Origin of the sequence: Xanthomonas boreopolis (assembly GCF_046529185.1) — a bacterium.
GTDB classification, from domain to species: Bacteria; Pseudomonadota; Gammaproteobacteria; order Xanthomonadales; family Xanthomonadaceae; genus Pseudomonas_S; species Pseudomonas_S boreopolis.
Map to the genome: position 1 here is coordinate 4,027,062 of NZ_CP097162.1, position 25,117 is coordinate 4,052,178.

Annotated in this window: 22 protein-coding genes; 9 read left to right on the forward strand and 13 right to left on the reverse strand. The window is 70.8% G+C overall.

The genetic code is table 11. From position 1 onward, the window contains the following. Window positions 1-3: 3 nt before the first annotated feature. Window positions 4-468, reverse strand: coding sequence for a dUTP diphosphatase (gene dut, locus M3M27_RS18080; RefSeq protein WP_140727765.1), 465 nt, complete (start codon window positions 466-468; stop codon window positions 4-6). After that, the gene (gene coaBC, locus M3M27_RS18085; protein ID WP_140727768.1) at window positions 465-1,709 is read right to left on the reverse strand and encodes a bifunctional phosphopantothenoylcysteine decarboxylase/phosphopantothenate--cysteine ligase CoaBC; all 1,245 of its coding nucleotides are present in this window, start codon (window positions 1,707-1,709) and stop codon (window positions 465-467) included. Before coaBC ends, dut begins: the two co-directional genes overlap by 4 nt. Before the next feature lie 96 nt (window positions 1,710-1,805). Between coaBC and radC the strand changes: the two genes are divergently transcribed. From radC to M3M27_RS18105, 4 genes are all read left to right on the forward strand, one after another. Beyond that, a complete protein-coding gene (gene radC / locus M3M27_RS18090; protein ID WP_140727770.1) occupies window positions 1,806-2,480 on the forward strand; it encodes a RadC family protein in 675 nt (224 codons plus the stop codon). A gap of 151 nt (window positions 2,481-2,631) precedes the next feature. After that, window positions 2,632-4,320, forward strand: coding sequence for an arginine--tRNA ligase (gene argS / locus M3M27_RS18095; protein ID WP_434026502.1), 1,689 nt, complete (start codon window positions 2,632-2,634; stop codon window positions 4,318-4,320). Window positions 4,321-4,363: 43 nt separating this feature from the next. Further along, window positions 4,364-5,194, forward strand: a complete 831-nt coding sequence (locus tag M3M27_RS18100) for an SPOR domain-containing protein (protein WP_434026503.1) — start codon at window positions 4,364-4,366, stop codon at window positions 5,192-5,194. A 231-nt stretch (window positions 5,195-5,425) separates the two neighbouring features. Further along, window positions 5,426-6,181 (forward strand): SDR family NAD(P)-dependent oxidoreductase, encoded by a 756-nt coding sequence (locus M3M27_RS18105; RefSeq protein ID WP_434026504.1) that lies wholly within the window; start codon window positions 5,426-5,428, stop codon window positions 6,179-6,181. Between the two features lie 171 nt (window positions 6,182-6,352). Here the strand turns inward: M3M27_RS18105 and M3M27_RS18110 are convergent, their stop codons facing one another. The 6 genes from M3M27_RS18110 to M3M27_RS18135 form a co-directional block, all read right to left on the reverse strand. Further along, window positions 6,353-7,699: a glycosyltransferase gene (locus M3M27_RS18110; RefSeq protein ID WP_434026505.1), complete on the reverse strand. Its 1,347-nt coding sequence runs from the start codon at window positions 7,697-7,699 to the stop codon at window positions 6,353-6,355. Next, entirely contained in the window at window positions 7,692-11,681 is a 3,990-nt protein-coding gene (locus M3M27_RS18115; RefSeq protein WP_434026506.1) for an amino acid adenylation domain-containing protein, read from the reverse strand. The genes M3M27_RS18110 and M3M27_RS18115 overlap by 8 nt, the downstream gene beginning before the upstream one ends. A gap of 411 nt (window positions 11,682-12,092) precedes the next feature. Further along, complete coding sequence (locus M3M27_RS18120) at window positions 12,093-12,248, reverse strand: hypothetical protein (RefSeq protein ID WP_434026507.1); 156 nt, start codon at window positions 12,246-12,248, stop codon at window positions 12,093-12,095. Between the two features lie 85 nt (window positions 12,249-12,333). Beyond that, on the reverse strand, window positions 12,334-13,485 hold the full coding sequence (locus tag M3M27_RS18125; RefSeq protein WP_434026508.1) for a DUF1624 domain-containing protein: 1,152 nt from the start codon (window positions 13,483-13,485) through the stop codon (window positions 12,334-12,336). A 180-nt stretch (window positions 13,486-13,665) separates the two neighbouring features. Next, window positions 13,666-14,043, reverse strand: a complete 378-nt coding sequence (locus M3M27_RS18130; protein WP_140727785.1) for a tautomerase family protein — start codon at window positions 14,041-14,043, stop codon at window positions 13,666-13,668. A 41-nt stretch (window positions 14,044-14,084) separates the two neighbouring features. Next, window positions 14,085-14,411 carry a carboxymuconolactone decarboxylase family protein gene (locus M3M27_RS18135; protein ID WP_434026510.1) on the reverse strand — a complete coding sequence of 109 codons (327 nt, stop codon included), beginning with the start codon at window positions 14,409-14,411 and terminating at the stop codon, window positions 14,085-14,087. Window positions 14,412-14,510: 99 nt separating this feature from the next. Between M3M27_RS18135 and M3M27_RS18140 the strand changes: the two genes are divergently transcribed. Beyond that, window positions 14,511-15,461, forward strand: a complete 951-nt coding sequence (locus M3M27_RS18140; RefSeq protein WP_434026511.1) for a LysR substrate-binding domain-containing protein — start codon at window positions 14,511-14,513, stop codon at window positions 15,459-15,461. 93 nt (window positions 15,462-15,554) lie between these two features. On the opposite strand, the gene speA is transcribed toward M3M27_RS18140, so the two are convergent. Further along, window positions 15,555-17,453, reverse strand: coding sequence for an arginine decarboxylase (gene speA, locus M3M27_RS18145; protein WP_434026512.1), 1,899 nt, complete (start codon window positions 17,451-17,453; stop codon window positions 15,555-15,557). A 342-nt stretch (window positions 17,454-17,795) separates the two neighbouring features. Between speA and speE the strand changes: the two genes are divergently transcribed. Together speE and M3M27_RS18155 are read left to right on the forward strand one after the other, a co-directional pair. Next, window positions 17,796-18,653 (forward strand): polyamine aminopropyltransferase, encoded by an 858-nt coding sequence (gene speE, locus M3M27_RS18150; RefSeq protein WP_140727793.1) that lies wholly within the window; start codon window positions 17,796-17,798, stop codon window positions 18,651-18,653. Window positions 18,654-18,985: 332 nt separating this feature from the next. Further along, window positions 18,986-19,648: an RIO1 family regulatory kinase/ATPase domain-containing protein gene (locus tag M3M27_RS18155; RefSeq protein ID WP_434026513.1), complete on the forward strand. Its 663-nt coding sequence runs from the start codon at window positions 18,986-18,988 to the stop codon at window positions 19,646-19,648. A 358-nt stretch (window positions 19,649-20,006) separates the two neighbouring features. Here M3M27_RS18155 and M3M27_RS18160 read toward each other — a convergent pair whose 3' ends face one another. Beyond that, window positions 20,007-20,345 carry a P-II family nitrogen regulator gene (locus M3M27_RS18160; RefSeq protein ID WP_140727797.1) on the reverse strand — a complete coding sequence of 113 codons (339 nt, stop codon included), beginning with the start codon at window positions 20,343-20,345 and terminating at the stop codon, window positions 20,007-20,009. Window positions 20,346-20,596: 251 nt separating this feature from the next. On the opposite strand from M3M27_RS18160, the gene ubiK reads away from it, so the two are divergent. Together ubiK and M3M27_RS18170 are read left to right on the forward strand one after the other, a co-directional pair. Further along, entirely contained in the window at window positions 20,597-20,863 is a 267-nt protein-coding gene (gene ubiK, locus M3M27_RS18165) for a ubiquinone biosynthesis accessory factor UbiK (RefSeq protein WP_434026514.1), read from the forward strand. 11 nt (window positions 20,864-20,874) lie between these two features. After that, complete coding sequence (locus M3M27_RS18170) at window positions 20,875-22,383, forward strand: YifB family Mg chelatase-like AAA ATPase (protein WP_434026515.1); 1,509 nt, start codon at window positions 20,875-20,877, stop codon at window positions 22,381-22,383. 6 nt (window positions 22,384-22,389) lie between these two features. Here the strand turns inward: M3M27_RS18170 and M3M27_RS18175 are convergent, their stop codons facing one another. The 3 genes from M3M27_RS18175 to M3M27_RS18185 all read right to left on the reverse strand — a co-directional run bounded on the left by M3M27_RS18175 (window position 22,390) and on the right by M3M27_RS18185 (window position 25,101). After that, entirely contained in the window at window positions 22,390-22,800 is a 411-nt protein-coding gene (locus tag M3M27_RS18175; RefSeq protein WP_434026516.1) for a CBS domain-containing protein, read from the reverse strand. A 110-nt stretch (window positions 22,801-22,910) separates the two neighbouring features. Next, a complete protein-coding gene (locus M3M27_RS18180; protein WP_434026517.1) occupies window positions 22,911-24,029 on the reverse strand; it encodes a fatty acid desaturase family protein in 1,119 nt (372 codons plus the stop codon). Window positions 24,030-24,039: 10 nt separating this feature from the next. Continuing rightward, window positions 24,040-25,101 carry a ferredoxin reductase gene (locus M3M27_RS18185; protein ID WP_140727808.1) on the reverse strand — a complete coding sequence of 354 codons (1,062 nt, stop codon included), beginning with the start codon at window positions 25,099-25,101 and terminating at the stop codon, window positions 24,040-24,042. Window positions 25,102-25,117: the final 16 nt, after the last annotated feature.

Here is a 25,117-nt window from a genome sequence, read left to right on the forward strand (position 1 = left end):
CTGTCAGCGCACGCCGGTGTGGCCGAATCCACCCGCTCCTCGTGCGCTGTCGGCGAAAGTATCCACCACCTGCAAGGCAACGCGCACGATCGGCATCACGACCAGCTGGGCGATGCGGTCGCCCGGCTCGATCGTGAAGGCCTCGCGGCCGCGGTTCCATACGCTGATCAGCAGCGGCCCCTGGTAATCGGCGTCGATCAGGCCGGTGCCGTTGCCGAGCACGATGCCGTGGCGGTGCCCGAGCCCGGAGCGCGGCAGCACGATCGCGCACAAGCCGGGGTCGGCGACATGGATGGCGATGCCGCTGGGAACCAGCGCGGCGTCGCCCGGCTGCAACGCCAGCGGCGCCTCCAGGGCGGCGCGCAGGTCCATGCCGGCGCTGGCCTCGGTGGCGTAGGCCGGCAGCGGCCAGGCGTCGCCGAAGCGCGGGTCGAGCAGCTTGACCTGCAACGGCTGGGGCGCGCTCATGCCTGCAGCCTCTCGGCGATCAGGTCGAGGAGCCGCTCGGCCAGTTCGGTCTTGCTGCTGCTCGGGAACGCCCGCTCGCCCCCTTGCCAATAGGCCGTGGCGGCGTTGTCGTCGCTCTCGAAACCGCCGCCGGCGATGCCGACCTGGTTGGCGATGATCAGGTCCAGGTGCTTGGCGGCCAGCTTGCCGCGCGCGTACTTCTCCACGTCGTGGGTCTCGGCGGCGAACCCGACCACCAGCTTGAGCGTGCCGGTCTGCGAGGCGACCTCGGACAGGATGTCGGGGGTGCGCACCAGTTCCAGCGTCAGCGTGTCGCCGGTCTTCTTGATCTTCTGATCGGCCACGCGCCGGGGGGTGTAGTCGGCCACCGCGGCCGCGCCGATGTAGATGTCGGCCGGCAGCGCGCCGAGCACCGCCTCGCGCATCTGCGCGGCCGAGCGCACGTCCACGCGGGCCACGCCGGGCGGCGTCGGCAGGTGCACTGGCCCGCTCACCAGCACGACCGTGGCGCCCTGCGCGGCGGCCGCTCCGGCCAGCGCATAGCCCATCTTGCCGCTGCTGCGGTTGCCGACGTAGCGCACCGGGTCTAGGTCTTCGTAGGTGGGGCCGGCGCTGATGACCACGCGCAATCCCTTCAGCCGCCCCGCGGGTGCGGCGGGCACCGACGCGGCCTTGGCCGAGGCCGCGTCCGCCAGCGCGGCCACGATCGCGTCCGGCTCGCTGAGCCGGCCCGGGCCGGATTCGCCTTCGGCCAGCGGGCCGTCCTCCGGCCCGACCACCTGCACGCCGCGCGCGCGCAGCGTGGCGAGGTTGGCCTGGGTCGCCGGATGCAGCCACATGCGGTGGTTCATCGCCGGGCACACGGTCAGCGGCGCGGTGGTGGCCAGGCACAAGGTGGTCACCAGGTCGTCGGCCAGGCCGTGCGCCAGGCGCGCCAGCAGGTCGGCGGTGGCCGGCGCGACCACCACCCGGTCGGCCCAGCGCGCCAGTTCGATATGCCCCATCGCCTGCTCGGCCGCGCTGTCCCACAGCGTGGTGCGGGTCGGCTGGCCGGACAGGGCCTGGAAACTGAGCGGGGTCACGAACTGCTGCGCGCCCTCGGTCATCGCGACCTGGACCTGCGCCCCGGCGTCGCGCAGGCGCCGCACCAGTTCGAGGGATTTGTAGGCGGCGATGCCGCCGCCGACGCACAGCAGCACGCGCTGTCCGTCCAGTGGGCGTGCCTGAATGGAGCCGGTCACGTCGGGGATTTCCTACCGTTTCAAGGACAACTAGATTAGCCCAAGCGCCATGGCGGCCTGATGCCCCGGGCGCATGAGCAGCGGCAATCTGGCCATATGCACATCCGCGACTGGCCCTCCACCGAACGTCCCCGCGAAAAACTGCTGGCCCGCGGCGCCGGCGCGCTGTCCGACGCCGAACTGCTGGCGATCTTCCTCGGCTCGGGCCTGAAGGGCCGCGACGCGGTGCAGACCGCGCGGGACCTGCTGCAGGCGCACGGCCCGCTGCGGCGGCTGCTCGATCGCGCCCCCGCCGAACTGGCCCGGTTGCCCGGGCTGGGCCCGGCGCGGGCCTGCAAGCTGGCCGCGGCGCTGGAACTGGGGCAGCGCCACGTGGCGGCCGAACTGGAACGCGGCAGCACCCTGAATGATCCGTTCAGCGCCGGCCAGTACTTCGCCCGGCGCCTGCGGGCGCAACCGCAGGAGGTGTTCGCCGGGCTGTTCCTGGACAACCGCCACCGCGCCCTGGCCTTCGAGGAGATGTTCCGGGGCACGATCGACGGCACCGAGGTGCATCCGCGCGAGGTGGTGCGCCGCGCCCTGGCCCACAACGCCGCGGCGGTGATCGTCGGCCACAACCACCCCTCCGGCAACCCGGAGCCGTCGGCGGCCGACCGCGCGGTCACCGAGCGGCTGCGCAACGCCCTGAACCTGGTGGACGTGCGCCTGCTCGACCACTTCGTGATCGGCGACGGCCCGCCGGTGTCGATGGCCGCGCGCGGCTGGATCTGAAGGTGCCGGGGCTCGAGGCTCGAAAAGCAAAAGCCCGGGGGAGCAGTCTCGCTCTCGATTCCCGGGTCCCCCGGCAGCTGAACCGTCCCCCGGGCCCCGCCTCGCCCGGTCGGTTAAAATCTCCCGTTTCTTGCTCCAAGCAGACCCCGACGTGAAACCCCAACTCCGCGCCCTGATTGGCCAAGGCATCGAAGCCTTGCGCGCCAATGGCACCCTGCCCGCCGACACCCTGCCGCCGGACTTCGTGGTCGAGCGCCCCAAGACCCGCGAGCACGGCGATTTCGCCACCAATGCCGCGATGCTGCTGGCCAAGGCCGCCCGCACCAATCCGCGTGCCCTGGCCCAGGCGCTGGTCGATGCGCTGCCCGCCAGCGACGACGTGGCGCGCGTGGAGATCGCCGGACCGGGCTTCATCAATTTCCACCTGGCCCCGAGCGCCTACCAGCGCGAGGTGGTCACGGTAATCAAGCAGGGCCACGACTACGGCCGCGGGCTGGCCGGCAAGGGCCATACCGTCGGCGTGGAATACGTCTCGGCCAATCCGACCGGGCCGCTGCACGTGGGCCACGGCCGCGCCGCGGCGATCGGCGATTCGCTGGCGCGCCTGCTGGAAGCCAACGGCTGGAACGTCAAGCGCGAGTTCTACTACAACGACGCCGGCGTGCAGATCGAGAACCTGACGCGCTCGGTGCAGGCGCGCGCGCGCGGCCTCAAGCCCGGCGACGCCGACTGGCCGGCAGAGGCCTACAACGGCGAGTACATCGCCGACGTCGCCCGCGCCTACCTGGCCGGCGAGACGGTCGACCTTGAAGGCATGCTGGTCACCGGCGCCAGGGATCCGGAGGACCTCGAGGCGATCCGCCGCTTCGCCGTGGCCTACCTGCGCAACGAGCAGAACCACGACCTGGCCGCGTTCCGGGTCGATTTCGACATCTACTTCCTGGAAAGCTCGCTGTACAAGGACGGCAAGGTCGAGGAAGCGGTGCAGAAGCTGATCGCCTCCGGCCACACCTACGAGGAAGGCGGCGCCCTGTGGCTGAAGACCACCGACTTCGGCGACGACAAGGACCGCGTGATGCGCAAGTCCGACGGCACCTACACCTACTTCGTGCCGGACGTGGCCTACCACCTGACCAAGTGGCAGCGCGGCTACGAACGCGCGATCACCGAACTGGGCGCCGACCACCATGGCTCGCTGGCGCGGGTGAAGGCCGGCCTGCAGGCGCTGGAGGTCGGCATCCCGCAGGGCTGGCCGGAATACGTGCTGCACCAGATGGTGACGGTGATGCGCGGCGGCGAGGAAGTGAAGCTGTCCAAGCGTGCCGGCAGCTACGTCACCCTGCGCGACCTGATCGAGGAGACCAGCGCCGACGCGGTGCGCTGGTTCCTGATCGCGCGCAAGCCGGACTCGCAGCTGACCTTCGACATCGACCTGGCCCGCCAGCAGAGCAACGACAACCCGGTGTTCTACGTGCAATACGCGCATGCGCGCGTGTGCAGCCTGCTGCGCCAGGCGCAGGAGAAGGGCCTGGACTACGACCAGGCAGCCGGCATCGCCGAGCTCGCGCGCCTGGACGACGAGACCTCGCTGTGGCTGATGATCGAGCTGTCGCGCTACCCGGAAGTGGTCGAGGCCGCCGGCCAGGCCCTGGAACCGCACCAGGTCGCGCAGTACCTGCGTGAATTGGCGCATGCATTCCACACGTGGTATCACGGCACCCCGGTGCTGGTGGACGATGCCGGCGAGCGCAACGCCAAGCTCACGCTGGCGCTGGCCGCGCGCCAGGCGCTGGCCAACGGCCTGGAGATCCTCGGCGTCAGCGCACCGGAAAAGATGTAACGGGCCGCGAGGCCCTTCGCAGTGATCGGAGAGAAAGCGAGTCATGGCAGCACGACGCGGTAAGAGTCAGGCACGGCGCAATACCGGCAACGGCACGCCCGCCTGGGTGTGGCTGGTCGCCGGCGCGGCGATCGCCGCGGTGGTGTTCCTGGCCGCGCCCGGGTTGTTCAAGAAGGAAGGCGACGGCTTCCTGCGCGCCGGCCCACGCCCCAATCCGGACGCGCAGCCGGCGCCGGTGGCCGATGCCGACGTGGACGCGCCGGCCGAACTGCCCAAGCCGGCGGTGACGCAGCCCGCGAAGCCGGCCAGCGGCCAGCCGACGCAGTACGACTTCTACACGCTGCTGCCCGGCAAGGAAGTGCCGATGTCCGATGCCGAGCTGGCCGCCAGCGCGCGCGCCGAGGAGGCGGCACGCGCCAAGGCGGCGCTGGAAGGTAAGCCGGTGTCGCCGTCGCCGGTCGCCGCGGCCTCGACCGCGCCGGCCCCGATCCCCGAGACGCCAGCCAACGCCGCACCGGCCCCGCAACCGGCACCGGCACCGGCCCGTACCGCCGCCGCCACGCCCGCATCGGCGGCTTCCGGCCCCGCGGCCACGAACCCGCCGGCGGCCCCGGCGGGCAGCCCGGCCGCGCCGGCCGACAACGCGCGCTACATCCTGCAGGCCGGCTCGTTCGGCGCGTCCGGCGATGCGGAGTCGACCAAGGCCAAGCTGGCGATGCTGGGCCTGGCCGCGCGCGTCGAATCGGCCGAGATCGGCGGCAAGACCGTCTATCGCGTGCGGATGGGGCCGTACGGCACTGCCAGCGAACTGGCCGAAGCCAAGCAGAAGCTCGCCGGCACCGGGCTGCCGGCGATCGCGATCAAGGCGCAGTAACACCGCCTTGGCGGTGTTACCCCAAGGTTTGCGGAGCAAACCTTGGGCCCCATGCCCTTTATCCCCATATCCCCGCGCCTGTCGGCGCGCCCCCTTGACTCAAGGGGGCTGTTTCCTCGATTGGCATGCAGGGGGAACACCGGGAAAACTTCCTGTAGGACAGTGGCCCCATGGGACCGCCGTCCCGCAATGGTGAGAGAATCGGCGGGTTTCTCCCACAAGGAATCCGCGATGACCAAGACCGCTTTCATCACCGGCGCCACGTCGGGCTTCGGCGCCGCCGCCGCGCGCCGCTTCGCTGCCGCAGGCTGGAACGTCGTCGCCACCGGCCGCCGCGCCGAACGCCTGCAGGCCCTGGCCGCCGAGCTGCCGCCGGGCCAGGTGCACGTCGCCGCGTTCGACATGCGCGACGGCGACGCGCTGGAAGCGGCGATCGCCGGCTTGCCGGACGCCTTCGCCGGCGTCGACGTGCTGGTCAACAATGCCGGCCTCGCGCTGGGCACCGCGCCGGCGCAGCAGGCCGACCTGGCGCAGTGGCGGCAGATGATCGACACCAACGTGACCTCGCTGGTGACGCTCACCCACCGCCTGCTGCCGACCCTGATCGAGCGCAAGGGCGCGATCGTCAACATCAGCTCGGTCGCCTCGACCTACCCCTATCCCGGCGGCAACGTCTACGGCGGCACCAAGGCCTTCGTGAAGCAGTTCTCGCTGGGCCTGCGCTCGGACCTGCACGGCACCGGCGTGCGCGTGACCAGCATCGAGCCCGGCATGGCCGAAACCGAGTTCACGCTGGTGCGCACCGGCGGCAACCAGGCCGCTTCCGACGCGCTGTACCGCGGCGCCGACCCGATGACGGCCGAGGACATCGCCGAGCAGATCTTCTACGTCGCCACGCTGCCGCCGCACCTCAACATCAACCGGCTGGAGATCATGCCGGTCAACCAGTCGTTCGCTGGATTCCAGGTCGCAAGAGAGAACGTCTGACCGCGTGGTTCCGGGCACCTTCTTCCACCTATGGGAGAAGGTTGTCTTGGCCGTGGCAACATCGGCAAGGCCCGTCGGGACTGAAGTCCCTCCCACAAACCGAAGTCTGTCCACAAAAGGCCGGCTTCAATCCGGTCCGCCCCGCCCCCTGTCGGAACCGGATCACCCGGTCTACGCAGGCTGCGCCGACGCATCGATTTCCGCCGGCGATGCCGCTTCCTGCGGCTGCCGGGCCGGCAGCAAGTTCCAGCGCTGCAGGTGCCCGATCGCGGTGGCGACGCCGTCCTCGGCGCGGATGCGCTCGCCCAGCTGCCGCGCGGCCTCGCGCATGCCGGACCGCAACGCCTGGCGCAAGGCGATCGCCAGCGCCGGCGCGTCCAGCTTGCGCCGTTCCAGCGCCGGTGGCGCGACGCCACGCTGGGCCAGGCAATGCGCCCAGAATGGTTGATCGCCGTAGAACGGCACCACCACCGAGGGAATGCCCGCCGCCGCCGCCGCGCCGGTGGTGCCGGCACCGCCGTGGTGCACCGCCACGGCCATGCGCGGGAACAGCCAGTCGTGCGGCGCGTGGTCGATGTGCAGGACCTGCGGGTCGGCCTGCGACGTCGCGCTCAACCCGCCCCATCCGCTGGCCAGGACCGCGCGCACGCCGCAGGCGCGCACGGCCTCGGTCACCACCGACGTGAGCGCATCGGCGTCGCGGCTGGTCATGCTGCCGAAGCCGACGTAGACCGGCGGCTCGCCCGCGTCCAGGAACGCCTGCAACGCCGGCGGCGGCGTCCAATGCGCGTCGCGCAGCTGCCAGTAGCCGCAGACCTGCACGCTTGCCGGCCAGTCCTGCGGGCGCGGCAGCACCTGCTCGCTGTAGCCGTACAGCACCCGCATCGACTCGGGCCGGCTGAAGTACGGTCCATACCAGGGATAAGGGCGAAGCCCGAGCTGAGGCCGCACGATCCCGTCGATCGCCGGACGCATCGCCTGCCACGCCAGCAGGCGCAGCAATTGATAGGCACCGGCGTTCAACAGGCCAGGCAACCGTTTGCCGGCCAGCGCCACCGGCGGCAGGTGGCGCGAGGGCGTCAGCGGCTGCAACTGCGTGAACGCGACCGGGATCGCGTACACCTCGCCCAGCGCGGCGGCGAGCAGGCTGGCGCTCCCGGTGCCGAGGATCAGGCCGGCGTCGGCGCAGGCGGCGCGCCCCTGCTCGGCCCAGTCCCGCGCCCAGGCCGACATCTGCGCGCGGAACACGCGCAGCATCGCGCCCATGTCCAGGCCGCGCTCGGCGATGCTGCGGTCGCCACCCAGCAATGCCTGGAAATCGCCGGTGAGCGGGCAGAACTCGATGCCGTGCGAAGCGATCATGCCGGCGAAGTTGGCGCTGGTCAGGATGCGCACCGCCTGGCCGTGGCGCTGCAGCCCGCGCGCCAACGCGAGCAGCGGCCGGATGTCGCCCTGGGTACCCAGCGTGATGATGACCACCGGCCCTTCGCGCTGCGCCATCGTCGCGGACTCAAGCATAGGACACGTCCGCGATGGCTTCGTCCGCCGCCGGCACCGCGGCGGTGGCGGCCTGGCGATCGTCCTGCCGGGGCCGCTGCAGGTGCTCCCGCACGAACCCGGCGATCGCCGGCGCGTGCTGCGGGCCGAGCATCGACTGGTGGTCGCTGTCGATGGCGCGGCTGCTCAGCGAACGCACGTGGCCGCGCCAGGCGTCCGGGCGGTAGTCCATCGCCGCGGACAGGTCGATCTGCGGGCGTACCGCCGCTTCGACGAACAGCAGGTCCACGTCCAGCCGCGCCGGGCGATAGCGCCGGGCCAGATCCAGGTGGCGGTGGGTGAGCGTGCCGATGTTGTCGAGCAGTTGCGGTTCGCGTTCCAGCAGTTGCCGTACCAGCGGCAGCGACAGGAGCCCGTAGTGCTCGCACACCAAGGCGGCCATCTCCGCGGTGGTGGCCGGCACCGGCTGCCCGGGCGCGGGCTGCAGCCCGAGGAAGCGCACCGCCGCCTGCACGCGCTGCGATTCGTCCAGCGCCTCGGCCTGCTCCAGGTGCGGGTAGGCGTCCAGCATCGCCAGCAGCTCAACCTCTTCGCCTTCGGCGCGCAGCAAGGTGGCGATCGCGTGGGCGATCAGGCCGCCCAGCGACCAACCCAGCAAGCGGTAGGGACCGCGCGGCTGCACGCCGCGGATCCTGGCCAGATAGTCGGCCGCGATGTCCTCGATGCGCTCCGGCAGCGCCTCCACGGCTCGCAGGGCGGGCGACTGCAGGGCGTACACCGGCCAATGCGCGTCCAGCGAGCCGAGCAGGGTGAGGTAGGACCAGCCCAGGCCCACCACCGGATGGATGCAGAACAGCGCGGTACGCCCGGGCTCGCCTTCGCGCAGCTTGAGCACGCCCGCGAGCGGGTCGCCCTGCGGGCCTTCCGCGCGCCGCATCGCCGCGGCCAGGCCCGCGATCGTGGAAGCGTGGAACAGGCTGCCCAGCGGCAGCTCGACCCCGAACCGGTTCGGGAACTGCGCCAGCAGCTCGGCCGCGGTGAGCGAATCGCCGCCCAGCTCGAAGAAGCTGTCGTGGATGCCGATCCGCTCCACGCCCAGCAGCGACTGCCACAGCTCCGCCAGCTGCCGCTCCAGCGCGTCGCGCGGCGCGACGAAGCTGCGCACCTCGCTGCGTTCCGGCGGCGGCAAGGCCTTGCGGTCCAGCTTGCCGTTCGGCGTCAGCGGCAGCGCCGGCATCGGCACGAACGCCGAGGGCACCATGTAGGCCGGCAGCTCGCCCTGCAGGTGCGCGCGCAGCGCTTCGGCGCTCGGGGCCAGGCCGTCCCTGCCGACCACGTAGGCCACCAGTTGCTGCGCGCCCTGCCCGTCGCCGTGCCCGACCACCAGCGCGGCGGCCAGTTGCGGGTGGCGCAGCAGCACGCTCTCCACCTCGCCCGGTTCGACCCGGTGGCCGCGGATCTTGAGCTGGGCGTCGGCGCGGCCGACGAATTCGAGCACGCCGTCCTCGCGCCAGCGCACCAGGTCGCCGGTGCGGTACATGCGGCCCTCGCCGCGGAACGGGTCGGGCAGGAAGCGCGCCTGGGTCAGTTCCGGGCGCCGCCGGTAGCCGTGCGCCACGCCCTCGCCGCCGATGTACAGCTCGCCCACCGCGCCGGGCGGCAACAGGCGGCCGCCGGCATCGAGCACGTACAGCCACGTGTTGCGCAGCGGCCGGCCGATCGGCGGCAGCGCCGCGTCGATCGCCTGCAACGGCATGATCGTCGACCAGATGGTGGTCTCGGTCGGCCCGTAGAGCTGGGTGACGCGCGCGGCGCGCTGCAGCAGCCGCGTGGCGAGTTCGCCGCTGAGGGCCTCGCCGCCGACCAGCGCATGCACCGCTCCCAGCTCGGCGTCCTCGTTGGCCAGCAGGATGCGCCACAGCGACGGCGTGGCCTGCACGAGGCTGATGCGTTCGCTCGCGAGCAGGCGCGCCAGCGCGCGCGGATCGTGCGCCAGCGCGGCCTGCGCGATCACGGTGCGCGCGGCAGTCAGCAGCGGCAGGTACAGCTCCAGCCCGGCGATGTCGAAGGTGATGGTGGTCAGCGCCAGCACGCGGTCGTCGGCGTCCAGCGCAAGGTCCTCGCGCATCGACAGCAGGAAGTTGGCCAGCGCGCGATGGCCGACCTCCACGCCCTTCGGCGTCCCGGTCGAGCCCGAGGTGTAGAGCACATAGGCGACGCCGTCGGGGTCGGCGCGCAGCGGCGCGACCTCTTCCGCGTCGCTGCGCAGGTCCAGCCATTCGACGCCGCCTTGCGCATAGCGCTCGCTCAACGCGGGTTCGCACACCACCGCGATCGCGCCGGCATCGGCCAGCATCCGGCGGTTGCGCTCGACCGGTCCGTCCGGGTCCAGCGGCAGGTAGGCGGCGCCGGTCCACATCACCGCCAGCAGCGCCACCAGCAGGGACTCGCCGCGCGGCAGCATCACCGCGACGACGTCGCCGGGCTGCACGCCGTCCTCCATCCACTGCGCGGCCAGGCGCCCGCCGCGCTCGTACAGCGCGCGCCGGCCCAGCGTGCGCTCGCCGTCCTGCACGGCGATCGATTCCGGATCCGCCGCCACCTGCCGCTCGAACAGGTGCAGCAGCGTGGCCGGCTCCGGCAGCGCGGCGGCGGTGTCGTTCCAGTCGTGCAGCAGGCGGCTGCGCTCGTCCTCGCCCAGCAGGTCGATCGATCCCAGCGGCTGGCCGGCGTCCTGCAGCACCGCATCGGCCAGGCGGACCAGGCGATCGCAATGCGCGTCGATCTCGGCGCGCTCGTACAGCGCCGGGTTGGCGTCCAGGTCGAAGCGCAGCGGCTCGCCGTTGCCGCGCTCGTAGAAGAAGATCGTCAGGTCCTCGGCCGAGCCGTTGGAGAGGTTGTGCGGGATGGCGCGCGCACCGCCGAAATCCAGCGCGTAGTCGAACGCCTCCACGTTGACCGCCAGACGCGCCAGCTGCTGGTCGTAGCCGACCAGGCCCAGGTCGCGGCGGATGTCCTCGTAGCGGTACTGCTGGTGGCGCAACGACTGCCGCACCACCGAGGCGACCTGTCCGAACAGCGCATGGAACGGTTCGTCGGCGCGCATCGCCAGGCGGATGAACACCGCGTTGGCGACCATGCCCGGCGTATTGCGGTACTGCGCGTTGACGCGACCGGTCACCGGCATGCCGAAGATCAGGTCCTCCGCGCCGGTCAGGCGGTGGTAGTACGCCCCGACCAGCGCGATCAGCACTTGCGGCAGGCTCGCCCCGTGCGCGCGCCCGAGCTCGCGCAGCCGCTCGACCTGGTCGCTGGAGAGATGGCCCGTACCGCGCAGCAGCCCGCCCTTGGTGAAGTCCTGCCGCCGGGCCAGCGTGACCGCCGGGGGAGGATCGGCCAACTGCTTCAACCAGTATTCGCGATCGCGGCGATTGCGGTCGGAGGCACGATACGCCTCTTCCAGCTCGACCAGCCCGGCCATCGGCAGCGCGGTGCACGGCGGCGGCTCGGCGTCGGCGACCAGCGCGCTGTACACCTCGGCCAGGCGCTGCGCCACCATGCCGCCCGCGTAGCCGTCGACGACGAGGTGGTTGACGATCTGCACCCACAGGTAATGCTCGTCCCCGAGCCGGAACAGCGCGCAGGTCCATAGCGGGCCGTTCCGCAGGTCGTCGGCGCGTTCGAGTTCCCCGGCGATCCAGCGCTCGGCCGCCGCGCGCGGCCTGGGCTCGGTGGACAGGTCGAAGTACGGGAACGTATGCAGGTACTCCGGATCGACGATCTGCCGCGGCACGCCCTGTTCTTCGACGATGCGCACGCGGATGTTGTCGAACTCGTCGGCCACCCGGTGCGAGGCGCGCAGCAGCAGTTCGGGGTCGATCGGCCCGAGCAGCTCGAGCGCCTCGGCCATCTTCAGCGACGTGGCCGGATTGATTTTCTGCCCGACCCATAGCCCGCGCTGGGCCGTCGTCAAGGGCAGGGAAGCGCGGTGAACTCCGTTCATGGGGCGTCCTCGTATGTGCGGGGGGAGAGATGGCCCGCACCGGCCCCGACGCACAGCCTTCTCTGCAATGCGCATCGCGCACCGGCTCGATCATCCGTGTGGCATTCGCGAACGGAATGGCACCACAAGCATGGGCGCCGGCGCCCCGGCGAGGCGCCGCACGAAAACGTTCAAACCCATTCCCCGAAGCATCATTCTGCGCCCAGCCCTGGCGCGCGGATGCGGCTTGGCCTGGAGCACGCTCGCCACCAGATCATCGATAGCGGGTCCGCTGGATCGAAGCACGCCGGCGACATCGGCAATGTGCATTTTCGGCAACGCCATCCGCGCCTCCCCAGTTAAGGACGAGGCCGCGATCGCAGTCACGATTTCGCCGGCCGTGCTGCACATTCGAATGCGGCATTGCGTCGATCAGTCACTGTTTTTTCGTGCTTTTTTCGCGCGCATCGCGCCGGCGCGCGCAAGCTTCACGCCGCTGTCACGCGCCATCCGCGTCGTGCCGGGAACTTCGCGCCATGCCAGTCGCGCGCACGGCACGACCTCGGTCGCGGACGGCGAGATGCCCACGGCGAACCGAGGAACAACGGGTGCGATCTTCGCGTTGGACGATGCGCTTCCGGCCGTCCCCCGTTCAAGGGGATCGGCGCAGCGCCTAGAGATAGCGCAACCAGGCCAGGTCGCGCCGGCGCGCCTTGAACTGGGCGAAGGCGCGCGCCGGCCAATACAGCGCCAGCGCCAGCAGCAACGTGCAGGCCGGCAGTGCGGCGATGCCTTCGAACCCGTACTGGCCGCCGTGGTTGGCCCCCAGGACGGCTTGCGCCCCGAGTTGCAGCAGCCTCAGCACGTACAGGTGCAGCAGGTAGAAGAACATCGGCGCGGCGCCGAACAGGGCGAGCCAGCGCTGGCGCTGCAACGGCGCCCACTCGAACACGCACAGCGCCAGCAGCACGATGCCCAGGGTGAGCGACAGGAACAGCAACGACGGCGGGTACTTGGTGACGTTGAAGAAACTCATCGCCGTGCGCACCGGGTCGGCAAAGGTGGTCCATGGCTGGTCGCCGTAGCCGTTCCAGGCGCGCACCAGCACGAACACCGCTAGCGCCGCCACGCCGGCGGCGAGCAGGCGGCGTTGGCGCGCCCGCGGCGCCGGCATGGCGTACCAGGGTCCCATCGCATAGCCGAGCGCGATCACGCCGATCCAGGGCAGCACCGGGTACGAGGTGCGCAGGCGCACGCCGTCGGCCAGCACGATCCAGTCGCGCTGGTGCAATACCTTCCAGAGCACCGCCAACGCCCCATCACCCTGCACGCGCACGCCGTCCAGCAGGTTGTGCCCGGCCACCAGCGCGAAACCGAACGCCGCCAGCCAGGGACGCGGCATCCACAGCAGCACCGACAGCGCCAGCATGCTCAGGCCGATCGCCCAGATCACCTGCAGGTAAACGGTCCGGGGCGGGAAATCGAAAGTCCAGGCGAAATTGACCAAGGTCAGTTCCAGCACCACCAGGAACAGGCCGCGCTTGGCCAGGAAGATCGCCGTGGCGCGGCACGGATCGGCCTGGCGCTGCCCGTACAGCCATGCCGACAGGCCGGTGAGCAGCACGAACGCCGGCGCGCACAGGTGCGCCAGCAACCGGCACAGGTACAGCGCGGGCGAGACCGTCTCCACGTCCATCGGATCGGCGACCTGCTGGTGCAGGTAGAAGGTCTCGCGCACGTGGTCGAGCAGCATCAGCAGCATCACGCTGCCGCGCAGTTGGTCGACGGAAGCCAGGCGCGGGGAGCGAGGGGTCGTGTCGGGCATTACGGCAGGGCAGTCTCTTATTGATACTTTATAACATGTTTACGGTGTCGCCCGGCATGCCGCCCTGCACCTTGCCCGACCTGCGGAAATGCCCCGGGTTGCCGCGCAGCGCCACGCCGTGCGCGCCCGGCCCTGAAACCGGGCACGCATGCACCCGCGATGCCACGCGCCGTCGCGGTTCTACGCGTACTGCGCCTCCCCCAGCCCGAACGACCAGTTCTCCCGCGAGGTCTCCACCAGGTTGATGAACACGTCCTCCGCCCGCAGCCCGGGCGACTGCACCAGCTTCTCGACGATGCGCCGGTACAACGCCTTCTTCTGCGTCACGCCGCGCGACGCCGAGCACGTGATGCGCACGAACACCAGCTCATCGCTGCGCTGGATGCCGAGATAGCCCGGGTCGTAGAAGAATTCATCCGCCTCGTGCTGGTTCACCACGACGAAACGATCGTTTTCCGGCACCTCGAAGGTTTCCCGCAACGCCGCGTAGACGCCCTCCTGGATCGCGTGGAGGCGCTCGGAGGTGGTGCGGCGCAGGTCGATCTGGATCAGGGGCATGGTCGTGACTCCGTAAGCAGGAACGAAAGGAAGGGGAACGTTCAGCGCGCCTCGGCATCCGCCGCCGCGAGCCGTTGCAAGGCCGACACCGCCGCAGGCCACCCCGCATAGAAGGCCAGGTGGGTCATCGCCTCGCTCAGCTCGGCACGGGCCAGCCCGTTGCGCTCGGCCAACTCCAGGTGGAACGGCAACTGCGCGGTCCGCCCCAGCGCCGCCAGGGCGGCCACGGTGACCAGGCTGCGATCGCGCGGCGACAGCCCGGGCCGCTGCCAGACTTCGCCGAACAGCACGCGCTCGCTGAGGTCTATGAAGGCCGGCGCGAGCGTGCGCAGCGGTTCCAGGGAAGGGGATGTGGCCGGAGGGGACATGGCAAACGCTCGGTGGATGGGAGAGCCACGTTAGGCCTGGCCAAACGTCCTGTAAAACGGATAATTCTGAAGACAATATTCCGAAAAACGGGATGATCGATGCGAGAGCCCACCCTGGACCTGGACGCCTTGCGCAGCTTCGCCACCGGCATGGCGCTGGGCAGCTTCGCCCGCGCGGCCGAGCGCCTGCACCGCTCGACCTCGGCCGTCAGCGCGCAGCTCAAGAAGCTGGAACAGCAAGCCGGCGTGCCCCTGCTGGCGCGCCAGGGCCGCGGCCTGGCGCTGACGCCGGCCGGCGAGACCCTGCTCGGCTATGCCCGGCGCCTGCTCGCGCTCAACGACGAGGCGATGGAGGCCCTGGCCGGCCCGCGCTGGCATGGCCAGATCCGGCTCGGCCTGCAGGCCGAGTTCGGCGAGCAATTGCTGCCTGCCGTGCTCGGCCGCTTCGCGCGTGCGCATCCGCAGCTGCAGGTCGAGGCGCAGATCGGTCGCGGCGCCGCCTTGCTGGAAGGCGTGGCGGCGGGGCGCTTCGACCTGGTGCTCGCCTGGCACGACGAGACCGCCGGCCCGGTCGTGCACGACGATGCCCAGGTCCTCGCGGACGTGCCGATGTGCTGGATCGCGGCGAGCCCGCCGGCTTGGCAGCCAGGCACGGCGTCGCCGGTGCCGTTGGCAATGCTCGACGCGCCCTGCCCACTGCGCAGCGCGGCGATCGAAGCGCTCGACCGCGCCGGCCTGTCATGGCGGCTCGCCTTCGGCAGCGCCAGCCTGGCCGGGGTCTGGGCGGCGATCGAGGCGGGCCTGGGCATCGGCCTGCGTACGCCGTTGTGCCTGCCGCCCGGGCTGCGCCCGCTGCCGCCGGCCGCGATGGGCCTGCCGCCGCTGGGTTCGATCAAGCTGCGCCTGCACCGTGCCTCGGGCGCACCGGCGGTCGCCCATCTCGCCGAGCTGATCCGGCAGGCGGTGGGCGATCGTTTGGAACGGGACATGCCGAAGCAAGCGCCGGGTCTCGCTTCCACCGCGTCTCCCGCGCCGGCCAGCGCCCATTGACGTCCGTCGCGGCCCCGTCGTTCCCGCCGGGACGGGAACGACCATCGAAGCCGCCTGCGCTCGCGCGACTCCCGGGAGCGCGCCGGCCGCCGCTCAACCCAGCGGTTCGTCCGACAGGTAGGTGTAACCGGTCAGCCCGGCCTCCAGCGCGGCGGCCAGTTCCTGCGCCTGCGCGGGCGGCAGCTGCGCGGCGGCCACGCGCGCGGCATAGGCCGCGCGCAGCTCGTCCAGCTTGTAGCCGACGTAGTCGAGCATCACGTCGGTGGTGTCGCCGCGACGCTGCTGCGAGATGCGGTAGCGCCCGTCCTCGACCGTGACTTCGACCGCGTCGGTATCGCCGAACAGGTTGTGGATGTCGCCCAGGATCTCCTGGTAGGCGCCGACCAGGAAGAAGCCGATCCGGTAGCTCTCGCCGTGCCGCAGCGCGTGCAGCGGCAGCGACGAGTCCAGGCTCTCGTTCTCGACGTAGGTCTTGACCATGCCGTCGGAGTCGCAGGTCATGTCGCAGACCACGCCGCGGCGGTCCGGCGCCTCGTCCAGGCGCTCGATCGGCACGATCGGGAATACCTGGTCGATCGCCCACACGTCCGGGATCGACTCGAACACGCTGAAGTTGACGAAGTACTTGTCGACCAGCCGCTCGTTGAGCTCGTCCAGCAACGGCCGGTGGCTCTTTTCCTCGTGACTCAGGCGCGCGCGCACGCCGTGGGCGATCGCATAGAACAGGTCGTCGATGCGGGCGCGGTGGACCAGGTCGATCTGCCCCAGCGCGTAGGCCGCCAGGCCTTCGGCATGGAAGTGCTGCGCCTCGTGGAACAGCTCCACCGCCGGGCGCACGTCGAGTTCGTCGTGGATCTCGCGCAGGTGGCGGATCGCCGCCGGCTCGTCGGCGTGCGCGTCCGGCACGCGTCCTTCCGGCGCCTGCTCCACCTCCGAGACGTTGGCGATCAGCACCGCATGGTGCGCGGTCATCGCGCGCCCGCATTCGGTGACGATGCGCGGCGGCGGCAGCCCGTGCTCCTCGCAGGCGCTGGCCAGCGGCTGCACGATGTTGCTGGCGTAGGCGTTCAGCCCGTAGTTGATCGAGCAATAGCTGCGCGAGCGCGTGCCCTCGTAGTCGATGCCCAGCCCGCCGCCGACGTCGACGTGGCTGATCTTCGCGCCGAGCCTGGACAACTCGACGAAGTAGCGCGTGGCCTCGCGCATGCCGTTGGCGATGTCGCGCACGTTGGAGATCTGCGAGCCCATGTGGAAGTGCAGCAGGTTCAGGCACGGCGCGTACTCGGTGTCGCGCAGGCTCTTCCACAGGTCCAGCACCTGGCGCGGCGACAGCCCGAACTTGGCCTTGTCGCCGCCGCTGTTCTGCCACTTGCCGGCGCCCAGCGAGGCCAGCCGCATGCGCACGCCCAGGCCGGGCAGCACGTCCAGCGCCCTGGCTTCCTCCAGCACCAGCTTCAGCTCGGAAGGCTTCTCGATGACGATGAAGGTCTGCAGGCCCAGCTTGCGGCCGATCAGCGCCAGGCGGATGTACTCGCGGTCCTTGTAGCCGTTGCAGACGATCAGCCCGCCCGGGCGCGACAGCGCCAGCACCGCCATCAGCTCCGGCTTGCTGCCGGCCTCCAGGCCGAAGCCCTCGCCCTGGTGGCCGGCCAGGGTGCCGGCCACGCCGCGGTGCTGGTTGACCTTGATCGGGTAGACCGCGGTATAGCCGCCGGCGTAGTCCCAATCGGCCTGGGCCTGGGCGAAGGCCGCCTGCAGCTTGCCCAGGCGCTGGCCGAGGATGTCCGGGAAGCGCACCAGCAGCGGCAGCTTGGCGCCGGCCGCGCGCGCGGCATCGACCACTTCCGGCAGCGACACCGCCGGGCCGTCGCCGCCGGTCGGCCTGACCACGACATGGCCGGCGGCGTTCACGTCGAAGTACCCGTCGGCCCAGTGCGGGATCGAGTAGGTCTTGCGGGCTTGGTCGGCGGACCAGGTACGGCTGGGGGTCATGGCTATTCGCTGTGGCAGGCGCGTGGCGGCGCGATGATGATGCGATTCCCTCGCAGGAACCCGCACATCCCGTGCGGGGGATTCGTTTCCATTGCCGCAGCGGAAGGGCCGGCGCGGCGCGGACGCGCATTCTACAAGCAGCGGTCACGCGCGGCCGTTACAATGCGCGCCCGCTGAAGCCCCTCTCCCCCCCGGGAGAGGGGCTGGGGTGAGGGTCGGGCCAAGCCCCTTGCGATGCCAGGCGGCACAAGGCTTCGCTCGTACCCTCATCCGCCCCTTCGGGGCACCTTCTCCCGGAGGGAGAAGGGAACGCATCCCACCTTCCTCCAAGGATCATCCGCAATGACCACCAACGACAACTGGTACATCGAACACTTCCAGCCGACCGGTTCGGCCATCGGTTTCCGCATCACCGGCAAGCTGGACGAAGTGCAGTCGCCGTTCCAGAAGATCGAGATCTACGACAGCACCGATTGGGGCAAGCTGATGGTCATCGACGGCGCGATGATGCTGACCAGCAAGGACAACTTCTTCTACCACGAGATGATCAGCCACCCGGTGCTGTTCACCCACCCGGCGCCCAAGCGCGTGGTGATCATCGGCGGCGGCGACTGCGGCACCCTGCGCGAGGTGCTCAAGCACCCGGGCGTGGAGAAGGCTACCCAGTGCGACATCGACGAGCAGGTCACGCGCATGTCGGAGAAGTACTTCCCCGAACTGTGCGAATCCAACGGCGACCCGCGCGCCGAGCTGCTGTTCGACGACGGCGTGGCCTACATGGCCAACTGCGAGCCGGGCAGCGTGGACGTGGTGATCGTGGACTCCACCGACCCGGTCGGGCCGGCCGAAGGGCTGTTCAACAAGGCGTTCTTCGAAAGCTGCTTCCGCGCGCTCAAGGACGACGGCCTGCTGGTGCAGCAGTCCGAATCGCCGCTGGCGCTGCTCGACCTCATCAAGGACATGCGCGCCGAGATGGGCAAGGCCGGCTTCCGCTCGTTCAAGACCCTGCCGTTCCCGCAGCCGTGCTACCCGACCGGCTGGTGGAGCGTGACCCTGGCCAGCAAGCAGGCCGGCTTCGGCTTCGGCTTCCGCGAGGCCGATGCGCAGGCCAAGCCGTTCCAGACGCTCTACTACACCGCGCACCTGCACACCGGCGCCAGCGTGGCGCCGCCGTTCGTCGCCCAGGCCCTGGGCGAGTGATCCCCCGCGAGGGCCCGGGAAACCGGGCCCTCGTCCGTTCCGGGGGCGCCCGGGGCGCTTCGACGCCGGCACGGCCGGGCCGCCAGGGGTTTTTTCCAGGCCGGCCCGGCACTAAGGAGCCGTTCCTGGCCGCGCCGGGGAGAGTGCGCGACCGAGCTCTGCCGGGGACCAGGGACGCCTCGGCGTTCCAGCAGCGGAACATTTCATTTTTTTAACAATAAGCATTCCAATACTGGCAAGTTCTAAAATTCTCCGGCGCCTTCCTCGCATGGACCGCGCCTCGACCCGCCGCCGTGACGAACCCCGGCCGGGTCCCCTGGAGAAAACCGCCCATGAACGCCATTCCCAGCGCCGGCCAGGCCGTCGCCCCCCTGGACGCCCCCGTCCTGCTCAAGCAAGGCACCCGGCTCCTGGAGCCGGACGTCTATCGCACCCACCTCAACGGCCAGCTGGCCGTGGTGAAGGACTACAGCCGCTACAAATGGACGCCGCTGGCGCCGATCGCCCGCCTGATGGTGCGCCACGAGGCCAAGATGCTGCGCCGCCTCAGCGGCTGGAAGCATGCCCCGGCGCTGCTCGGCACGCTCGGCGGCCTGGCCCTGGGCATGGAGTTCATCCCCGGCGACACCCTGAGCGCCAGCGCCGCGGTCGGGCAGGATGTCTTCCAGCAATTGCAGGTCGCGCTGCGCAAGCTGCATTCGGCCGGCATCACCCACAACGACCTGCACGGCACCAACGTCGTGGTCAGCGCGGGCGTGCCCGTGCTGATCGACTTCACCTCGGCGATGCGCGTGCCGCGCTGGCTGCGCCGCAACCCGATCTCGCGCCAGTTGCTCCGCGGCGACGTCGCCAACTTCCAGAAGATGCGCCAGCGCCTGGCCGGCGTCGCCCCGACCCCGGAAGAAGCGGCGATGGCCGCCGAACCCCGCTGGGTGCGCGGCATCCGCGATGGCTGGAAGCGCTTCTACCAGCGGATCAAGCGCGGCAGGCCCTGATTCGGGACTCGGGACTCGGGACTCGGGACTCGGGACTCGGGACTCGGGACTCGGGAAAAGCATCTTTGCCCGACTTCGGCTGTCAATCGATCTGATGCTTTTTGCGGCTGTTTGCTTTTTTGTGGGAGGGACTTCAGTCCCGACAGAGGGCCGATAAAGCCCGTCGGGACTGAAGTCCCTCCCACATCGCCACCCGATCCGAAGCAGGCTTGTTGCTTTTCCGGGTCCCGGGTCCCGGCTTCCTTGGTAAAGCCCGTCGAGGCCGAAGCCTCTCCTACAACGGCACGCGATCCGAAGCAGGCTTGTCGCTTTCCCGGGTCCCCGGTCCCGGGTCCCGAGCCCCGGCCTCACCAGCGCATCACAGCGCGTCGGCATCCAATTCGCCGGTGCGGATGCGCACCACGGTGGCCAGGTCGTAGACGAAGACCTTGCCGTCGCCGATCTTGCCGGTGCCGGCCGCGCGCACGATGGCCTCGACCACCGCGTCCACCTGCGCGTCGGTGACCGCCACCTCGATCTTCACCTTCGGCAGGAAATCCACCACGTACTCGGCGCCACGGTACAGCTCGGTATGCCCCTTCTGCCGGCCGAAGCCCTTGACCTCGGTCACCGTGATGCCGGCCACGCCGCAGCCGGCCAGCGCCTCGCGCACGTCGTCCAGTTTGAACGGCTTGACGATGGCCATGATCATCTTCATCGCGTAATGCTCCGTAGTTCGAACCTCCCGCGCGAACGCGCGGGCGCTTGCGAGGGTTCGCCCGGTCGGCGCCCGCGCAGGACATGGAGGCGCTCGCGGAGGGCTTGCGCCAGGCCGGCAGGATAACGTGCCGCCGCGCAAGTCTCATCACGCCGCGCGGCTAGGATTATCCTTACCTGCGGAAGCACGACTTGCCGATGGTCCGCGTGGCAGGCACCGACTAGCTTCGTTGCAGGACCCGGAGAACCCAGATGATCGACCTCAACCACATCGACGACCTCGCCCGCCGCCTCAGCGACCTGGTGCCGCCCGGCCTGCGCCAATCGCGCGAGGAGCTGCAGAGCACCTTCAAGGGCGCCCTGCAGGCCGGCCTGGCCAAGCTCGACCTGGTCACCCGCGAGGAGTTCGAAGTGCAGCGCGCGGTGCTGCTGCGCACCCGCGAGAAGCTGGAAGCCCTGGAGAAGACCGTGGCCGCGCTCGAAGCGCGCGCCGCCGGCGACATCCCTCCCGCCGCCTGATCCCCGCCACCATGAGCCTGGCGCTGGTGCACAGCCGTGCACGGGCCGGCGTGCATGCGCCGGCGGTAAGGGTCGAGGTCCATCTCGCCGGCGGATTGCCGGCCACGCAACTGGTCGGCCTGCCGGAAGCGGCGGTGCGCGAGTCGCGCGAACGCGTGCGCGCCGCGCTGCTGTGCGCGCAATTCGAATATCCCGCGCGCCGCATCACGATCAACCTCGCCCCGGCCGACCTGCCCAAGGACGGCGGGCGCTTCGACCTGCCGATCGCGCTGGGCATCCTCGCCGCCAACGGCCAGATCGACCGTGGCGTGCTGGACGGCTACGAATTCCTGGGCGAACTCGCGCTGACCGGCGAGCTGCGCGCGGTCGACGGCGTGCTGCCTGCCGCGCTGGCCGCCGCGCGGGCCGGCCGCAAGCTGGTGGTGCCGGCCGGCAACGGCGCCGAGGCGGCGATCGCCGGCAACGTCGAGGCCCATACCGCCCGCACCCTGCTGGAAGTCTGCGCGGCCCTCAACGGCCAGGCCGAGCTGCCGCGCGCGCAGCTCGCGCACCCGGCCGGGCCCGCCACGAACGCGATGCCCGACCTTGCCGACGTGCGCGGCCAGCCGCATGCGCGCCGCGCGCTGGAGATCGCCGCGGCAGGCGCGCACCACCTGTTGCTGCTCGGCAGCCCCGGCTGCGGCAAGACCCTGCTCGCCTCGCGCCTGCCGGGCCTGCTGCCGCCGGCCGCGGAATCCGAAGCGCTGGAAACCGCCGCGATCGCCTCGGTCAGCGGCCGCGGCATCGACCTGGGCCGCTGGCGCCAGCGGCCCTATCGATCACCGCACCACACCGCCAGCGCGGTGGCGCTCGTGGGCGGCGGCGCGCAACCGCGTCCCGGCGAGATATCGCTGGCGCACAACGGCGTGCTGTTCCTCGACGAACTGCCCGAATGGAACCGCGCGACGCTGGAAGTGCTGCGCGAACCGCTCGAGTCCGGCGTGGTGACGATCGCGCGCGCCGCGCACAGCACCGACTTCCCCGCGCGCTTCCAGCTGGTCGCGGCGATGAATCCCTGCCCCTGCGGCTGGGCCGGCGACGCGAGCGGGCGCTGCCGCTGCAGCCCCGAGGCGATCCGGCGCTACCGCGGGCGCATCTCCGGCCCGCTGCTCGACCGCATCGACCTGCACGTGGAGGTCCCGCGCCTGCCGCCGCACGAACTGCGCACCGGCGCGCCGCCGAGCGAGGACAGCGCCAGCGTGCGCGAACGCGTGGACCACGCGCGCCGGATCCAGTTGCAGCGCGCCGGTCGTCCCAATGCGCAGCTCGACCAGGCCTCGACCGACCGCGATTGCCGGCTGGCGCCCCCCGACCAGCAGCTGCTCGAACGCGCGATCGAGCAGCTCCAGCTCTCGGCGCGCTCGATGCACCGGATCCTGCGCGTGGCGCGCACCATCGCCGACCTCGCCGGCAGCCAGGACATCGCCACCGCGCACCTCACCGAAGCGATCGGCTACCGGCGATTGGAACGCGGCGGCTGACGCGACTCAATGCGGCCGCGCGACGCCCCGCGCGACCACGCCGCAGGCCATGTCCTCGCTGTGCGCCATGTTCGAGAGCGAGACGATGCCGACCAAACGCTTGTCGCGATCGACCACCGGCAGGCGGCGGATCTGCAGCGAGGCCATGTTGGAGGCGATGCTGTCGACGTCGTCGTCCTCGAAGCAGTACTTGATCGAGCCGGACATGGCTTCGCGCACCGGGCTGTCGGCGCCGGAACCGGAGGCGAGCGCGCGCACCACGATGTCGCGGTCGGTCAGCATGCCCACCAGGCGGTCGTGCTCGCCGACCGGCAGGCTGCCGATGTCGTTCTGCCGCATCAGCACCGCCGCTTCGCGCAAGGTCTGCTCGGGGCCGATCACGGTCACGTCCCGGCTCATCACGTCTTTGATGATCATGTGTGGTTACCTGCTTGGCTCAGGAACCATGGACGCTAGCGCCGGCGTGCTTCGACCCGGGTGAAGCCGGCGTGGCGGGCGGCTTCACGCCGAATTCGCGAATGCCGTATTCAGCCGGCCTGCGTCGCCAGCGCCCGCACGGCGCGGCGCGGCCGGCTCGGGAACGCGTGGCGCAGGATCCGCCACGCCACCTGGCCGAACTGCCGCGGCAGCGAACCGGTGTTGTAGTGCTGGCCGTAGCGGGCGCAGATCGCCTTCACCTCGACCGCGATCTCAGCGTAGCGGTTGGCCGGGATGTCCGGGTAGAAATGATGCTCGATCTGGTGGCTCAGGTTGCCCGACAGCACGTTCATCAGCCAGCCGCCGGTGAGGTTGGACGAGCCGCGCAGCTGGCGCAGGTACCAGTGGCCGCGCGATTCGTCGCGCAGGCATTCCTTGGGGAACGTCTCGGCATCGGCGGTGAAGTGGCCGCAGAAGATGATCACGTAGGTCCAGACGTTGCGCAGGCCGTTGGCGGCCAGATTGCCGAGCAGCACCGGCAGGAAGAACGGGCCGGCCAGCAGCGGGAAGAACACGTAGTCCTTGAACAGCTGCCGGCCCATCTTGGCGCCGACCGGGCGGAACGCGCGCCACAGCTGCTGGCTGCTCATCTTGCCCTTGAGCCAGCGGCCCAGGCGCAGGTCCTGGATCGCCACGCCCCATTGGAACAGCAGCGCGAACACCGGCGCGATCAGCGGCTGCAGCAGGTAGAACGGCCGCCAGCGCTGCTCGGGGAAGATGCGCAGCAGGCCGTAGCCAATGTCGTCGTCCATGCCGCGCACGTTGGTGTAGGTGTGGTGCCGGAAGTTGTGCGTCTTGCGCCAGTTGTCGGCGGTGGCGACGATGTCCCACTCGTAGGTGTTGCCGTCCAGCCGCGGATCGCCCATCCAGTCGAACTGGCCGTGCATCACGTTGTGGCCCAGTTCCATGTTCTCCAGGATCTTGGACAGCGCCAGCAGCAGCACGCCGGCGATCCAGGCCGGCACCAGCGCGCCGTGCACGAACGCGCCGAGGAACAGCAGCGCGCGCCCGAGCAGCCCGGCCCAGCGCACGGCGGCGGCGACGCGGCGGATGTAGCGGGCGTCGCGCGCGCCCACGTCGGCCAGCGTGCGCGCGCGCAGCGCGTCCAGTTCGTCGCCGAACGCCTGCAGCTCGGCCGGTGACAGGGCGCGGTTGTGGGGGCGGCTCATGCGGTGTTCCTCACAGGTCCAGGATCAGGTCGGTGCTCGGCGCGTTCACGCACAGGCGCACGGGTACGGCGGGTTCGTCGCTGCGCTCGCCGGTCAGCACGTGGCGGGTGGTACCGGTCTGGCGGCCGCAGGCGCAGCTGTTGCAGATGCCCATCCGGCACCCATGCTTGGGCTTCAGGCCCTGGGCCTCGAGCCCTTCCAGCAGCGACAGCGCGCGCGGCAGGCGCAGGCGCCGGCCGCTGCGGGCCAGCTGCACTTCGACCTCGCCGTCCTCGCCGGCCAGCGGGGTTTCCGGCGTGAACGCCTCGGCCTGGAAGCGGGCCACCTGCCCGTCCAGCGCCTGGCGCGCCGCGGTCGCGAAGCCAGCCGGTCCGCACGCCATGGCGTGCCGGCCCGACAGCCCGGCCACGCGCTCGAACGCGTAGCCGCCGATCCTCGGCGCCGATGCCTGCGCGTCGCGCGTGGCGAGCAGCTCCAGGCGCAGGCGCGGATGGGCCCTTGCCAGCGCCTGCAGCTCGTCGGCGAAGCAGAAATCCTCGCGGGTGCGCGCCCAGTACAGCAGGTCCACGTCCACCGGCATGCCGCGCGCGGCCAGCTCGCGCAGCAGCGCGCGCATCGGCGTGATGCCGCTGCCGGCGGCGAGCAGCAACAGCGGCGCGGGCACGTCGGGCAGCACCATGTCGCCGAACGCCGCTTCCAGCGTGAACACCTCGCCCGGCACGGCCCGCTCGACCAGGTGGCCGCTGACCTTGCCGCCCTCGACCGCCTTCACGGTGATCGCGACGTGGCGCGCGTCCAGCGGCGTGGGGCTGTAACTGCGCAGCAGCCGGCGGCCTTCGATCTCCACGCCCAGGTTGACGTGCTGGCCGGCCCGCAGGCCTTGCCAATGGCGGTTGGTCCGCAGCACCAGCGTCGCCGCGCCGCGGCCGGCCGGCTGGCGCTCCACCAGGCGCGCGAGCGGGCGGTCCAGCGACCACAGCGGGTTGACCTGGCCGGCCCAGAAGTCGAACAGCTTGGGCGAGATCCAGCGCTGCAGGCCTGCGGGGCGACGGGAGCGGGGGGAGGGTTTCATGACGATGCACTATACA

What these genes read in the sequence shown, in the direction of transcription:
- dut (WP_140727765.1), bottom strand. Translation starts at nt 468, where the DNA reads ATGAGCGCGCCCCAGCCGTTGCAGGTCAAGCTGCTCGACCCGCGCTTC.
- radC (WP_140727770.1), top strand. Translation starts at nt 1,806, where the DNA reads ATGCACATCCGCGACTGGCCCTCCACCGAACGTCCCCGCGAAAAACTG.
- M3M27_RS18100 (WP_434026503.1), top strand. Translation starts at nt 4,364, where the DNA reads ATGGCAGCACGACGCGGTAAGAGTCAGGCACGGCGCAATACCGGCAAC.
- M3M27_RS18105 (WP_434026504.1), top strand. Translation starts at nt 5,426, where the DNA reads ATGACCAAGACCGCTTTCATCACCGGCGCCACGTCGGGCTTCGGCGCC.
- M3M27_RS18110 (WP_434026505.1), bottom strand. Translation starts at nt 7,699, where the DNA reads ATGCTTGAGTCCGCGACGATGGCGCAGCGCGAAGGGCCGGTGGTCATC.
- M3M27_RS18115 (WP_434026506.1), bottom strand. Translation starts at nt 11,681, where the DNA reads ATGAACGGAGTTCACCGCGCTTCCCTGCCCTTGACGACGGCCCAGCGC.
- M3M27_RS18125 (WP_434026508.1), bottom strand. Translation starts at nt 13,485, where the DNA reads ATGCCCGACACGACCCCTCGCTCCCCGCGCCTGGCTTCCGTCGACCAA.
- M3M27_RS18130 (WP_140727785.1), bottom strand. Translation starts at nt 14,043, where the DNA reads ATGCCCCTGATCCAGATCGACCTGCGCCGCACCACCTCCGAGCGCCTC.
- M3M27_RS18135 (WP_434026510.1), bottom strand. Translation starts at nt 14,411, where the DNA reads ATGTCCCCTCCGGCCACATCCCCTTCCCTGGAACCGCTGCGCACGCTC.
- M3M27_RS18140 (WP_434026511.1), top strand. Translation starts at nt 14,511, where the DNA reads ATGCGAGAGCCCACCCTGGACCTGGACGCCTTGCGCAGCTTCGCCACC.
- speA (WP_434026512.1), bottom strand. Translation starts at nt 17,453, where the DNA reads ATGACCCCCAGCCGTACCTGGTCCGCCGACCAAGCCCGCAAGACCTAC.
- speE (WP_140727793.1), top strand. Translation starts at nt 17,796, where the DNA reads ATGACCACCAACGACAACTGGTACATCGAACACTTCCAGCCGACCGGT.
- M3M27_RS18155 (WP_434026513.1), top strand. Translation starts at nt 18,986, where the DNA reads ATGAACGCCATTCCCAGCGCCGGCCAGGCCGTCGCCCCCCTGGACGCC.
- M3M27_RS18160 (WP_140727797.1), bottom strand. Translation starts at nt 20,345, where the DNA reads ATGAAGATGATCATGGCCATCGTCAAGCCGTTCAAACTGGACGACGTG.
- ubiK (WP_434026514.1), top strand. Translation starts at nt 20,597, where the DNA reads ATGATCGACCTCAACCACATCGACGACCTCGCCCGCCGCCTCAGCGAC.
- M3M27_RS18170 (WP_434026515.1), top strand. Translation starts at nt 20,875, where the DNA reads ATGAGCCTGGCGCTGGTGCACAGCCGTGCACGGGCCGGCGTGCATGCG.
- M3M27_RS18175 (WP_434026516.1), bottom strand. Translation starts at nt 22,800, where the DNA reads ATGATCATCAAAGACGTGATGAGCCGGGACGTGACCGTGATCGGCCCC.
- M3M27_RS18180 (WP_434026517.1), bottom strand. Translation starts at nt 24,029, where the DNA reads ATGAGCCGCCCCCACAACCGCGCCCTGTCACCGGCCGAGCTGCAGGCG.
- M3M27_RS18185 (WP_140727808.1), bottom strand. Translation starts at nt 25,101, where the DNA reads ATGAAACCCTCCCCCCGCTCCCGTCGCCCCGCAGGCCTGCAGCGCTGG.